This window comes from Priestia aryabhattai, assembly GCF_023715685.1.
GTDB lineage: Bacteria > Bacillota > Bacilli > Bacillales > Bacillaceae_H > Priestia > Priestia aryabhattai_B.
Window position 1 is genome coordinate 646,564 of record NZ_JAMBOQ010000002.1, and the last position, 12,941, is coordinate 659,504.

At 39.3% G+C, this 12,941-nt stretch carries 13 protein-coding genes, 1 pseudogene and 1 other annotated feature; of the genes and pseudogenes, 12 read left to right on the top strand and 2 right to left on the bottom strand.

All coding sequences use genetic code 11. The features are described 5' to 3' along the window. The first annotated feature begins 11 nt into the window (after nucleotides 1-11). The 5 genes from M3225_RS10225 (at nucleotide 12) to M3225_RS29520 (ending at nucleotide 4,061) form a co-directional block, all read left to right on the top strand. Entirely contained in the window at nucleotides 12-1,193 is a 1,182-nt protein-coding gene (locus M3225_RS10225) for a NupC/NupG family nucleoside CNT transporter (RefSeq protein ID WP_221777741.1), read from the top strand. A 148-nt stretch (nucleotides 1,194-1,341) separates the two neighbouring features. Next, nucleotides 1,342-1,956 carry an AmiS/UreI family transporter gene (locus M3225_RS10230; protein WP_251393141.1) on the top strand — a complete coding sequence of 205 codons (615 nt, stop codon included), beginning with the start codon at nucleotides 1,342-1,344 and terminating at the stop codon, nucleotides 1,954-1,956. A 42-nt stretch (nucleotides 1,957-1,998) separates the two neighbouring features. Next, nucleotides 1,999-2,243, top strand: a binding site (T-box leader). A 67-nt stretch (nucleotides 2,244-2,310) separates the two neighbouring features. Continuing rightward, nucleotides 2,311-3,540: an MFS transporter gene (locus tag M3225_RS10235; RefSeq protein ID WP_251393142.1), complete on the top strand. Its 1,230-nt coding sequence runs from the start codon at nucleotides 2,311-2,313 to the stop codon at nucleotides 3,538-3,540. A 47-nt stretch (nucleotides 3,541-3,587) separates the two neighbouring features. After that, on the top strand, nucleotides 3,588-3,725 hold the full coding sequence (locus M3225_RS10240) for a DUF805 domain-containing protein (RefSeq protein ID WP_251393143.1): 138 nt from the start codon (nucleotides 3,588-3,590) through the stop codon (nucleotides 3,723-3,725). A 201-nt stretch (nucleotides 3,726-3,926) separates the two neighbouring features. Then, nucleotides 3,927-4,061: a hypothetical protein gene (locus tag M3225_RS29520; RefSeq protein ID WP_285885380.1), complete on the top strand. Its 135-nt coding sequence runs from the start codon at nucleotides 3,927-3,929 to the stop codon at nucleotides 4,059-4,061. Between the two features lie 67 nt (nucleotides 4,062-4,128). Here M3225_RS29520 and M3225_RS10245 read toward each other — a convergent pair whose 3' ends face one another. Next, the gene (locus tag M3225_RS10245) at nucleotides 4,129-5,178 is read right to left on the bottom strand and encodes an LLM class flavin-dependent oxidoreductase (protein ID WP_251393144.1); all 1,050 of its coding nucleotides are present in this window, start codon (nucleotides 5,176-5,178) and stop codon (nucleotides 4,129-4,131) included. Between the two features lie 317 nt (nucleotides 5,179-5,495). Here M3225_RS10245 and M3225_RS10250 point away from each other — a divergent pair, with 317 nt between their 5' ends. The 6 genes and pseudogenes from M3225_RS10250 (at nucleotide 5,496) to M3225_RS10275 (ending at nucleotide 10,425) form a co-directional block, all read left to right on the top strand. Next, nucleotides 5,496-6,308 (top strand): amino acid ABC transporter substrate-binding protein, encoded by an 813-nt coding sequence (locus M3225_RS10250; protein WP_251393145.1) that lies wholly within the window; start codon nucleotides 5,496-5,498, stop codon nucleotides 6,306-6,308. Nucleotides 6,309-6,460: 152 nt separating this feature from the next. After that, nucleotides 6,461-7,270 carry an HNH endonuclease gene (locus M3225_RS10255; RefSeq protein ID WP_251393146.1) on the top strand — a complete coding sequence of 270 codons (810 nt, stop codon included), beginning with the start codon at nucleotides 6,461-6,463 and terminating at the stop codon, nucleotides 7,268-7,270. A gap of 185 nt (nucleotides 7,271-7,455) precedes the next feature. Continuing rightward, complete coding sequence (locus M3225_RS10260; RefSeq protein WP_251393147.1) at nucleotides 7,456-8,367, top strand: NAD(P)/FAD-dependent oxidoreductase; 912 nt, start codon at nucleotides 7,456-7,458, stop codon at nucleotides 8,365-8,367. A 113-nt stretch (nucleotides 8,368-8,480) separates the two neighbouring features. Beyond that, on the top strand, nucleotides 8,481-8,759 hold the full coding sequence (locus tag M3225_RS10265) for a hypothetical protein (protein WP_251393149.1): 279 nt from the start codon (nucleotides 8,481-8,483) through the stop codon (nucleotides 8,757-8,759). 256 nt (nucleotides 8,760-9,015) lie between these two features. Then, a pseudogene (locus M3225_RS10270) lies at nucleotides 9,016-9,913 on the top strand (DUF3231 family protein). A 164-nt stretch (nucleotides 9,914-10,077) separates the two neighbouring features. After that, the gene (locus M3225_RS10275; protein WP_251393151.1) at nucleotides 10,078-10,425 is read left to right on the top strand and encodes a DUF805 domain-containing protein; all 348 of its coding nucleotides are present in this window, start codon (nucleotides 10,078-10,080) and stop codon (nucleotides 10,423-10,425) included. Between the two features lie 32 nt (nucleotides 10,426-10,457). On the opposite strand, the gene M3225_RS10280 is transcribed toward M3225_RS10275, so the two are convergent. After that, complete coding sequence (locus tag M3225_RS10280) at nucleotides 10,458-11,642, bottom strand: iron-containing alcohol dehydrogenase (RefSeq protein WP_251393155.1); 1,185 nt, start codon at nucleotides 11,640-11,642, stop codon at nucleotides 10,458-10,460. 159 nt (nucleotides 11,643-11,801) lie between these two features. Here M3225_RS10280 and M3225_RS10285 point away from each other — a divergent pair, with 159 nt between their 5' ends. Then, nucleotides 11,802-12,902 carry a sugar diacid recognition domain-containing protein gene (locus tag M3225_RS10285; protein ID WP_251393156.1) on the top strand — a complete coding sequence of 367 codons (1,101 nt, stop codon included), beginning with the start codon at nucleotides 11,802-11,804 and terminating at the stop codon, nucleotides 12,900-12,902. Nucleotides 12,903-12,941 lie beyond the last annotated feature (39 nt).

Consider the following 12,941-nt stretch of genomic DNA (forward strand, 5'->3'; position numbering starts at 1 on the left):
TGGAGGATACTATGAAATATTTAATTGGCATCTTAGGGTTACTCGTTGTCTTTGGATTAGCGTATCTTGCAAGTAATAACCGTAAAGAAATCAAATATAAACCAATCGTCATTATGGTGGTTATTCAAGTTCTTTTATCAGCTTTACTTCTAAATACAAAGTTTGGCTTGATTATTATTAATGCCATTGCCAGCGTCTTTGGAAAGCTGCTTTCATACGCAAATGAAGGAGTAGAGTTCGTATTTGGAGGCATAGCGAATAAAGGATCAATGCCGTTTTTCTTAAACGTACTGCTTCCAATCGTTTTTATCTCTGTCTTGATTGGGATTTTGCAGCACTTTAAAATTCTTCCTTTCATTATGAAATGGATTGGTTTAGTTCTCAGCAAGATTAACGGAATGGGAAAATTAGAGTCTTATAATGCAGTAGCTTCTGCGATTGTAGGTCAGTCAGAAGTATTTATTACCGTTAAAAAGCAATTAGACAAACTGCCGCCAAACCGTTTATATACGCTTTGTGCATCAGCTATGTCGACTGTTTCAATGTCAATTGTCGGTGCTTATATGACAATGATTGAACCAAAATATGTAGTAACAGCGATTGTGATTAACTTATTTGGTGGATTTATTATTTCTTCTATTATTAACCCTTACACAGTAAAGGATCAAGAAGATATTTTAGAAGTACAAACAGGGCATAAGCAAACGTTCTTCGAAATGCTTGGCGAATATATTATGGATGGATTTAAAGTAGCGATTATCGTCGGTGCGATGCTAATCGGTTTCGTTGCGCTGATGGCAGCGATTGATAACGTATTTGAAATGTTATTTGGTCTGTCATTTCAGCATCTGCTTGGCTATGTGTTTGCACCGTTTGCATTCATCATGGGTGTTCCTGCTTCAGAAGTTGTAGCAGCTGGTGGAATTATGGCGACAAAACTTGTAACAAATGAATTTGTGGCAATGATGAGTCTTTCGGATATGGCCTCAACATTCAGCGCTAAAACACTTGGAATTGTATCTGTATTCTTAGTATCATTTGCTAACTTCTCATCAATTGGAATCGTGTCAGGAGCTGTTAAAGGTCTAAGCGAAAAGCAAGGAAATACAGTAGCGCGCTTTGGTCTTCGTTTACTGTACGGAGCTACGCTTGTAAGCGTACTGTCAGCGATTGTTGTCAGCTTCATTTTATAAGTGTAATAGAAACAGAAAGAAAAGCAGTTTCCTTTTCAAAAGGAATTGCTTTTTCTTTTTTACATCTAAACAGGAACTCCGCACATCCTAAAGAAAAACATAGACACAGAGGAGGACAAGAAAAGCTGGGGGCTTTTCTTACTGAAAAATGGATCAAATTGGACTATTGCTGTCAGGTGCAGCTTTATTTTTAAACGGGCTGATGCTGCTTGGAAAAGCAGATGAAAAAAATGTAGGCGTATTTAACTTATTTGTTGGAGCTTTTCAAGTCATCGCCCCGTTTTATTTAATTATTACGTCAGATCAAAGCAACTGGATTTTGTATGAAAGAACGGCGATTTTTTTATTTGGCCTTACGTATTTATATGTAGGCGTGACGGTATTAAAAGGAATGCAGGGAACAGGGCTTGGCTATTACTCGCTTTGGGTATCCATTATCGCTTTAGTGTACGTTACGGTTTCTCTTGTTCATTATCACGACGTAGTTAACGCCATTACATGGATTCTTTGGTCATTTTTATGGTTTTTATTCTATGTGCTGAATACGAGCAAAAGAGATGTATCTGCATATGTGGGGAAAGTCGCGATTATACAGTCGTGGGTGACGTTAACGATTCCAGCACTGTTTTCACTAACAGGCGTATGGGGAAACAAAGATATGTACAATATGTGGGGAATCGTGCTGGTGGCTTCCATCATTTATTTTGTGTATCTAGGATACCGACTATTATTTTCTCAGCAGCAAAAAATAATTTTAAAATAAAATATTTACAATAAATAGATAATAATGGTAAGGTATTAGAAATAAAATGCCGTGAAGAGAAAAGTAGGTAGCGTGTATTCTTAGCAGAGAGCTCCGGAAGCTGAAAAGGAGCAAGAAGAACGCTAGTGAAGCAAGCCTCTGAGTAGCGCATTGGATCTAACGTGATAGTGCGACGGTTGCTTCCGTTACAGAGCTAGAGTATAAGCGAAAGCCGTACTCGATAAGGTTTATATGGCGACATATGAACAAACTAGGGTGGCACCGCGATTAATAATCTCGCCCCTAAGACACATGTCTTGGGGGTGGGATTTTTTTATTGACTACAATCAATAATGGAGCGGAGGCCTTTCTTTTATGAAAAATAAACTGCTGTCTTGGAAATACCCGTTTTTATTACTGTTTGGAATTGGCACTAGCAATATCGGTGACTGGATTTATTTAATTGCTTTAAATTTACTGATGCTTGATATGACGAATTCACCGCTTGCGGTCTCAGGGCTATACATCATAAAACCGCTTGCTGCGCTATGTACAAATATATGGTCTGGAAGCTTAATTGACCGCATGAACAAACGCAAGCTTATGATGTTTCTAGATTGGATGCGCGCCGGGATTATTGCTTGCCTTCCGTTTTTCTCGTCCATCTTTATCATTTATGCGCTGGTGTTTATCATCAGTATGGCAAGTTCGATCTTTCGTCCGGCATCGATCGTATATATCACAAAGCTTATTCCAAATGAAAAACGAAAGAGATTTAATTCACTGCGCAGTTTGATTGACTCAGGGGGATTTCTTCTTGGGCCAGCCGCAGCAGGTGCGCTATTTATGATTGGAACGCCTGCGTTTGCCATTTATGCTAATGCTGCAGCGCTGGTGTTGTCAGGCGTGGTTACTTTGTTTATGCCAAATTTGGATATAAAAACAGAAGGTAAAGGAAACAAACTGTCTTTAAACACCATTCAAGAAGACTGGAAAGAGGTGTTTCGCTTTAGTAAAACGAACGGATATATTATGACGATTTATGTGTTATTCAGCTTCTTAATGGTCATGGCCACGGCAATTGATTCACTTGAAGTTTCGTTTGCAACAAACGTAATTAAGTTGTCTGAAAGCGAGTACGGATTTTTAGTAAGCGTAGCAGGCGCTGGCATTATGATTGGAGCAGTTATTAATACACTATTCGCTAAGAAGCTGTCGACGAACTTTCTAATAGGCACCGGCAGTGTAGGAGTGTCGCTTGGCTATTTGCTGTATGCTTGTTCGTCTTCTTTTGAAACCATCAGCGCAGGATTTTTTAGCTTATCATTTGCGTTAGCTTTTGCAAGTGCTGGTTTTCAAACCTTTTATCAAAACAGCATTCCCGTTGATATGATGGGTCGAGTAGGAAGTATATATGGACTGCTTGAGTCACTGCTGATCATTATTATGACATTTCTATGTGGAATGGCTGCGCACATTTTTTCGATTCAAGGAGCTGTAATTGGTGGAAGCCTGATGATGCTTTTAAGTACGGTTGTGTTGTTTTTATGTACGTTAAAGCCGGCATTTTATAAAGTGAATTTGGTCAAAAAACAAAGGATTTAACGTATGGATATTAGTGGAAAAATAAACGGAGAAGCCGATAAAAAGAAATGAATACAGGAAGAAGCGGCTGGTGGTATTTAGTTAACTTAGTTCCATTTATTGGAAGCGTTTGGCTTCTCATTTTACTTTGTCAAAGAAGCGAGGTAACAGCCAATATTTACGATACAGACACGCAGGCGTCTTAAACGTAGTATTTTTTTAGTTTAAAAAGTTAGTAAACTAACTATACAAATCGTTTTTAATTAAAAAGAGGCTGGGACAAAAGTATTTTAGGGGAAGGAAAATCCGAACGATGAATGGAGATTCTTGATTGAGAATCAACCTCGTTCGGATTTTTTTATGGTGATGGTGAACGTAGGTTTCATGTATGTAGTTGCTTCTAGCTGTTGATTGGAGGGCAAGGCGAAGACTCCTGCGGGAAAAGTGGAATAGGTGAGACCCCGCAGGAGCGTAAGCGACGAGGAGGCTCATCGGCCGCCCGCGGAAAGCGAAGTCTTGCACGGAAATCAACAGCGGTGTAAAAAGTGATCCATACTAGCTCATTTACCCAATTTGTTCGTCTTTAGATTGGATTGATTTAATTATGTCTCAATCTCTTTTTTCACTTTTCCATACGCTGCTGGGAATTTCTTTTTGAAGAACAGGTGTAATATCACTTGCAAAGCGCTCTAGCTGTTCGCGCTGTTCTGCTTCGCTTAAACCATCTACGCTGATGCTCAGCACTTCGTTTCCATAAGCGCGATGATAGTCTATTATTTTTTCAATGATTTGCTCCGGGCTTCCTACTAAAGCAGGACCATGTTGAACGATATCTTCGAGTGACGTGAACGGTGATTGATTATGTTTGGCTGCTTCTGTATTGCTAAAGGCGTTATAGTACGGGCGATAGCGGCGAATCGCTTCTTCCGTTGTATCAGAAATATATAGGCTGCTCGCCCCCGAACCGACGATGGCCTTGCTTGGGTCATGACCATAATAAGCGAAACGTTCGCGGTAATGCTCAATCAGCGCTTTATATTTAGCCTGAGGGTGAAAGGAATTGGATGAAAATAGCGGTTCTCCGTATTTAGCCGCAAGTTCTGTAGACAGCGGACTTGACGCGCTTCCATGCCAAACGGGAATAGAAGGTTGAAACGGGCGAGGCTGAGTTGTAACGTTTGTTAAAGGCGGACGATAACGGCCGCTCCACGTGACATTTTCTTCTGTCCAAAGCTGTTTCAAAAGAGCATATCTTTCAGCAAGAGACTCCCATTGCTCTTCTTCCGTAATGCCAAAAAGCGGATAATGACGCGGGTCATTGCCTTTTCCAATAATCAGTTCAAGGCGTCCACCCGATAGATGATCAAGCGTTGCATAATCTTCAGCTACTCGTACAGGATCTAAAATACTTAGAACGGTAACGGTAGTAAGGAGACGAATACGAGACGTTTTAGCAGCAATTGCACTTAAAACAACGGGAGGAGAAGAAGACAAAAAAGGAGCTCCATGTCTTTCGCCGACTCCGTAAGTGTCAAAACCTAATTTTTCTGCCAGCACTGCTTGATTTAACACATGCTGAAACTTTTCTTGAGCAGTCAATGCTTCTCCAGTAACCGGGTTCGGGATGTTTTGAATAAGGCTAAATAAAGCAAATTTCATACGTTTTACCTCCAAAAGATAAAATGGTGGACGACAATAAAAAAAGCAAACGTACACTCGTTATCGTGTCCATTTGCCTCCAGTTGACTGGTAGATATGTAGTTCCATTGTTTTATTAGTTGTATCTTAAGCGGTAGACACCGAGCTGTCAAGATAATCTTTTTTAAAACCTACTTGATTTATCGGTTAACTAGTATTATGATGTGAATAATCTTACACGAAGTAAGCCCACTGGTTAACCAGAGGCTCTTGATGAAGCATACGCTTTATCAAGAGCCTCTTTTTATTACAAACATATAGATTCAGGGGAGGAACGTATGAAAGAATATTGGCTGTTTTTACTTTCGATTGTAGTAGCTATGAGCGTGGCAGGCTGCGGAACAAACGCATCTTCAAGTGCAGGAGAAAAGAAAGAAAAAGACGTTCAAACGATTGTCGTTGGGACGGGTACTCAGTTTCCTAACATTTGCTTTATTGATGATAAAGGTAAACTGACTGGCTATGATGTAGAAGTAGTAAGAGCGATTGACAAAGAGTTAAAGAATTATAAATTTGAATTTAAAACGATGGAATTTTCAAACCTGCTTCTCAGCTTAGAAAGTAATAAAATTGATATGATTGCTCATAACATGGCTCAGAACGCTGAACGAAAGAAAAAATTTTTATTTAATGATGAAACATATAATTATTCTCCGCTTTATGTAACGGTTCCTAAAAATCGAAATGATATTCATTTATTAAAAGATTTAGAAGGTAAAAAAATGATTGTAGGAGCTACAAGCAATGCGGCTGTATATCTAGACAAATACAATCAAAAACACGGCAATAAAATCGATGTAGTTTACGCCGGTCAAGGTGCGGATGATGCTACAACTCAATTAAAAACAGGCCGAGCAGATGCTACCCTTGCAACACCATTTTCCATCGACTTTAGCAATCAAGCACTGAAATTTCAGCAAAAAACGGTTGGAGATATTGTGATTAATTCCAAAGTGTATTTTATGTTTAACAAAAAAGACGAAAAGTTAAAGTCGGAAGTCGACCAAGCGATTAAAAAACTAAAAAAAGACGGTACGTTAAAAAAACTCAGCACAAAATGGCTAGGAGAAGACTACACGGTGCAAAATTGACTATGGCTTAAAAAGCAGCTGCTTATACAGCTGCTTTTTTTGAATGATATAAATCCAAGAGATAGAAGAAACGATCTGCAAAGAAAACAAAAATTAGTGTATAGTAGAGCTATAAGTACTATAAAAGCAGGACCGCAGTAGGAGGCAATTCATTGATTACGGATTTACAGCGCGGAGATTTCTTCCAAAAAGGACAACGTTATCGCAGAAAACAAATTCATAAGCTTTATAAAGGACAAGAACAAAGCGAAATATCAACGCCAAAAGCGTCTCCATATATTTTTATTTTTACAAAAGAAAGCGGAAGTGAATACGGAACAGGACACGGATGGAATAGAGATAAAACCTCTTTTTTCTATACTGGAGAAGGTCAAAGAGGATCCATGCAGCTCATTAAAGGCAATAAAGCGCTCCGTGAACATTTTCAGTCGGGAAAAGCCGTTTATTTGTTTCACTACGTGGAGCCTGGAGTAGTCGAGTTTATTGATGAAGTGACGTATATCAATCATCAATTAGAAATTATGTGGGACTCAGATGGAGAGCTGCGTGAAGCGATTATTTTTGAACTTGAACGAAATCCTGTAATCGAGGAAAAAGCAGCAAAGCTGGATGTTTCAGCTTATTCAACTGAACAACTTCGTCATATAGCGTTAGGGAAAGAAAAAAAGACCAATGTTTATGAACAAACGGCAGCTCTTAAACAATATGTTCACAAACGCGCGGGAGGTATCTGTGAAGCCTGCGGAGAAAGCGCGCCATTTATCGCAAAAGATGGAAGCTCCTTTTTGCAAATGTACTATCTCTCAAAGCTTTCAGAGGGAGGACTCGCTAAGCCAAAAGACGCTGCAGCTCTATGTCCAAACTGTCATAGTCGTCTACGTTACGGGAAAGATAGTGAAGTATATGAAGAAGAGCTCATCACTAAAATTAACAAAAAAGAAGCAGGAGAGAAAAATGAGTAGCATCATTTTTTCTTGTGTTATAAAAAGTCGTCTCTAGGCAGTGCAGCTGCCGAGGCGGCTTTTTCGTGTTTAGAATGACTTCAAAAAAAAATAAAGACGATTAAGCGTATAAAAATAATAGAAAAACAGATAATGAAAAACTGAAGCTTTCGTTTAAAAAATAGTAAGAGCTGAGGTGATGTGCTGTGACAGACAAGTATGATTGCGTCATTATAGGTGGAGGAATTGCAGGACTTCAAGCCGCTATTCAGCTTGGAAGATATAAGCGCAATGTATTGGTTATTGATTCAAACGATGGACGTTCCAATCTCTGCAAAAATTATCAAAATATATTGGGGTGGCCTGAGGGAATAAGCGGACAAACTCTAAGAGAAACGGGAAGGCAGCAAGCAAAAAGCTACGGGATTCAATTTGTAGAAGATCGTGTTATTCAGTGTCAAAAAACAGCAGAGGGGTTTCATATTATCACCAACTCTTATACCTGCGAAGCAGCTACTTTACTGCTTGCAACAGGAGTAGTGGACCGGGTTCCGCCTGAACTTCAGCAAGAGCTACATCCCTGCATGGGAAAAACGGTATATGTATGTCCGGACTGCGACGGGTATGAAGTAAATAATAGAAGGGTATTAGTACTAGGATCCGGAAAAGCAGGAGCAAGTTTATCTCTTGTATTAACATATTGGACAAATGACATTACGTATATTAATCACGACAAAAAAGAGATTGGACCTTTAGCAAATAGCTTGATAAAAAAGGGAATTATCTATAGAGAAGAGAGAATTAAAAAAGTCATAGCTGAGGCAGGAATATTAAAAGGAGTAATCCTTCAAAATAATGAAGTCGTCTATGGAGAAAGAGGGTTTTTAGCATTTGGAGGAAATAAAGTTCGAACGAAATTAGCGCATGAGCTCGGAATAGAACTTCTGAAAAATCAGCACATTATCGTAAATCCGCGTACAAAAGAAACGAATGTTTCAAACGTGTGGGCAGCAGGGGACATTGTGGCGCACTCCGAACAAGTTACGGTAGCGATGGGAGAAGGTTTGCAAGCCGCTATTTGGATACACAAACGACTGTTAGAACTGTATGAAAAATAATTATTTTTTTATAAAAAAAGTAAGATTGCATGTTTTGTTTCCTTTTTGTTAGGGAAATGAAAATAAAAGAAAGTAGAAAATTATTAAAAATGAGGAGAAGGAGTGGCAAAAAAGTGGTATATAGTCCAGCAGTAAGAAAGCCTGAGTTTCAACAAGCGGAATCGGAAGAGTTAAATGAAGCCATTCACGAGTACATAACTCGTCGTACACGTCACAATGCACCGGTTGTGGATGCGCTTCGATATATTATGACCATTGAACATAAACATGAACGCATGCAGGTAGCAGCAGAGCTGTTCGGATCAGCTATTCAGCGTGTAAAAGATCAAGATATTATTCAATATCTAAAAAAATGCGGAAGCTACAGAAGAATTCCTGATACGATGGAATAAAAACGTTTTCTTCGAAAAAGCGCCTTTAATGGAAAGGGGCTTTTTTTGTTTCCTTCATTTAAAAGCGAGGGCAAATACATAGAATTCTTCCAGTTTGTGCATAGTAAATGAAGCAGAATTAATTGAGGAAGCGACAGAGTTTTGTATCTGACTATATGAACGAATGTTAAAGTAGAATATAGTCTTCATTTGTACAGATACCCACTCTTGAATAAATAGAGCTCTACGTATGTAGCCCTAGCAGGAGGTTTAGTGTATGAGTCAAGAAATACCGTTAAGTTCAAGCGAAATTGCTACTCTTTGGATGACCTATCAGTAAAAAACAATGACACAAAGGATTTTGGAATATTTTATTGCACAGGCAGAAGATGACGGCGCAAAAGAAATTATGCAAGATACGTACATGCAGTACATGCAAGTGGTGAACTATATTGAAGACATCAAAACAATTTTACAAAGTGAAGGGGCTGCATACGCTGCATTTAACCATGTCCTATAGAAAAGACATGATCCTTTTATATAAAGAGCTTACCGCTTTCACGCAAGGCGTATATGACAAATGTGTAGATTATCTTCAAGAAAAAGAGGTGCTTCCAAGACCTCCTGCTGTCTCAGTACCTAAAACAGCTAAGTTTGCTGAAGGCACAGATTATATGAATGGAATCCATTTATTTTCGAGTAAACGTGCATTAAATACTGTAGAAGTAGCACATATTTATTACGCTATTGAAAGCAATGTTCTTGGTATGCAAATGATTACAGGGTTTGCTCAAGTAGCAAGTGAGCCTGAAGTAAAGAAGTATTTCGTAAAAGGAAAAGAGCTGGCTAAGAAAATTGTAAGTGATTATAGCAAAATTCTTTTGCAAAGCGATATTCAGACGCCTGCGACGTGGGGAGCGAAAGCGACCGAGTCAAAAGTAGCACCTTTTTCAGATAAACTAATGATGTACTGCGTGAGTTTGTTCTGCAGTTTCGGGCTAGGAAGCAATGCTTTAGGCACTGCGTTTAGTTTACGTGGAGATCTTCCTCTTACACTTGTTAGTACGGCCAAAGACATTTTAACATACGGGCAAGACGGGGGAAAAATCATGGCCAAAAACGGATGGCTTGAGGAACCGCCAAGTATGGAAGACCGCAATGATTTAATTAAATAGAAAAAAAGCATAATGTGTGAAGAAAAACTTCTTTTTTTAAAAGGAGTTTTTTTCTTTTATGTAAAAAATGTCGTTATTTGTTCATTTAACGGTTTGTTTTTTAAATAAAAAGGATATATAAACTATAAATTTACAATTATGTGATAAAAAGGATGGTATTATAAGTGAAGTGGTACATAAAGGTATTAAAAAATTACGGGACGTTTTCTGGAAGAGCGAGCCGAACAGAATATTGGATGTTTGTGTTAGTTAACTTTGTTATTTCATTTATTCTTTCGTTCATTCAGTTCGTTATTGATAAGCCTCTTTCTCTGCTGGTTATCTATTCGTTATTGGTTGCAGTCCCTTCGTTAGCGGTAGGAGTAAGAAGACTCCACGATACGGGAAAAAGCGGATGGTGGCAGCTTATTACATTGATTCCACTCATTGGCAGTATTTGGCTAATTATTTTATTCTGCCAGCCTAGTGACCCTAAAGAGAATCGTTTTGGTACAACGGCCAAAGCGGCTTAAACAGAACTCCCCCTTGTGTAAGGGGGAGTTTTTTAGTGCAGAGGTTCTACTATAGCTCCATCATAAGCTGATTGGTAAATGGCTCGTATGTCTTTTTCATGAAGAGGCAAAGGACTGCGAGCGAGAATGCGTTTTTGCTGGACGCCATCTTCGGTCAGCTTTTGCAGTGCACTTTCTGGAATGTCAAATCCGCGAAGGGCCTGAGGAATACCGACGTCTTTGACAAGTGATTGCAGTCGTTTTACACACTGATAAGAAGCTTCTTCTTCTGATAAAGAGTTAGCGTTTCCGCCTAGTGCTTCAAAAATATCTCGCATTTTTGCCACGCAGCTGCTGCGGATATAGCCCATAACATATGGAAGCAATACGGCGTTTGATTCACCGTGAGAAATGTGAAACTGCCCGCCTAATGGATAAGCAAGCGCATGAACACCAGCTACACCTGCGTTAAAAAAAGCAAGCCCTGCTAAATAGCTTCCGTAGCTCATCTGAGTTCGCGCTTCTTTATCTTGGCCATTTTCAACAGTTGTTCTTAAAGAAGAGCTGATCATGCGTACGGCCTGTAGCGCTAAGGCGTCTGTTGCTGGATTTGCATTCACCGATACATAAGATTCAACGGCATGAGTTAATGCATCAACCCCTGTAGCCGCCGTTACTTTAGGAGGTACGCTCAGCGTAAGCTCGGGATCTACAATCGCAGCGTCCGCAAGCAAATAGTCGTGGGTCACAACGTCTTTGGTGCTTTCAAGAGATAATACAGAAATATTCGTTACTTCTGAACCCGTGCCGGAAGTGGTGGGAATTAAAATTTTCGGAAGACCTTTTTTCGTAATTTGTTTCGTGCCAGTTAAGTTCAAGTATTCTTCTACAGCTCCGTCATGAACGGCTAAAACTGCCGTAAGTTTTGCTAAATCTAATGCGCTGCCGCCGCCAACTCCAATGACTAAATCAAATTTTCGGCTTTTTGCGTAGGATACGAGTTTTTCACCAAGTGCTAAAGGCGGCTCTGGTGCTGTATCTGCATATACATCTACTTCGTATCCATTTTTGATAAGGGGGGAACTCACTTTATCTACAAGTCCAATATCTTTTAAAACGGGATCTGTGACGATTAAAATATGAGCAGGGTGATATTTTTTTACTTCCGGAAGCAGTTGCTGAAGTGATCCCCATCCTGTATAGCTAAGAGGGGTAAAAACTAGTTTTGAGATGGTCATTCTTTCATCCTCCTATATGTACTGTTTTGGTGGCGGTTTCAAAGATGTGGTTTTGCTTCTACGTATATTATAATGAAGTATCGCAAATTTTTCATTGAATGCAAATCAGCTCTCACAAAAAAATTGGGATTTTACTTCATAGAGACAAAGGGTGGGGAAATGTTGAGATACGTAACAAAAGAATTAGCTCAAAAAATTGTGTGCAGAACAATGGAGATTATTGATTGCAACATTAACGTGATGAACGAAAAAGGAGTCATCATTGGTTCGGGTGACAAAAAGCGGATCGATCATATTCATGAAGGAGCATTGATGGTATTAAAAGACGGCAGCCCATATGAAATTACTCAGCAGCAGGCTGACTCGCTGCGCGGAGCCAAACCGGGCGTAAACTTGCCTATTTTATTCAACGGAGAAATTGTTGGAGTAGTGGGATTAACAGGACTACCAGAACAGATTCGGAATTACGGAAAGCTCGTGCGTATGGCTGCTGAAATGATTTTTCAAGAAATGATTTTATTAGAGGAAATTCAATGGGATGAACGATTAAAAGAAGAGCTGGTTCATCAGCTTCTTCAACAAGAAGAGCCGCTTGATTCCTTATTTTTTGACCGAGCGAATCGCTTTGATATTAACTTATACCTTCCAAGAATGGCACTCATTGTTACAGCTGAAAATCGCCATAAAGTTATGAAGCTCGTAAAGAAATATATAACTAATAATGACTTATATGCTATGCTTCCAGACGGAGTGGTCCTCTTAAAATCTCTAGAAGTCGGTAGCGCTAGCAGCTATGCTGAACAGCTGGAAAAACAGCTTCTTGCGTCCGATTTCCCCTATAAGTTATCTGCAGGATCTGTTCAAGCTGACTTTAAGGGCCTTCATGTATCGTATCAGCAGGCGAAAGATACGCTTGCCGTCGGTTCAAAGCTTCATCCAGAAGCTACTTTCTACTGCTATTCTGATTATCAAATTCCTGTACTGTTACGTCAACGTGCCGGTTTTCAAGAAAATCATGATCTGTTGCATCATTATGAAAAGCTTAAGGAATACGACAAGAAAAAAGAACTTATCGAAACGTTAACGATCTACATAGAAGAAAATGGCGAAGGAAGCACGGTAGCTAAAAAGCTTTTTATACATCGAAATACACTGAGCTATCGCCTAGATAAAATTCAAAGCATTACAGGAAAAGATCCAAGAAAAGTAAAAGAACTTCTCGAACTGTATGTAGCGATGCTTCTATCAACCATTTCATAATTGTGCACGTGCATAAAAGATCTTGCGATAGTAAGGTCT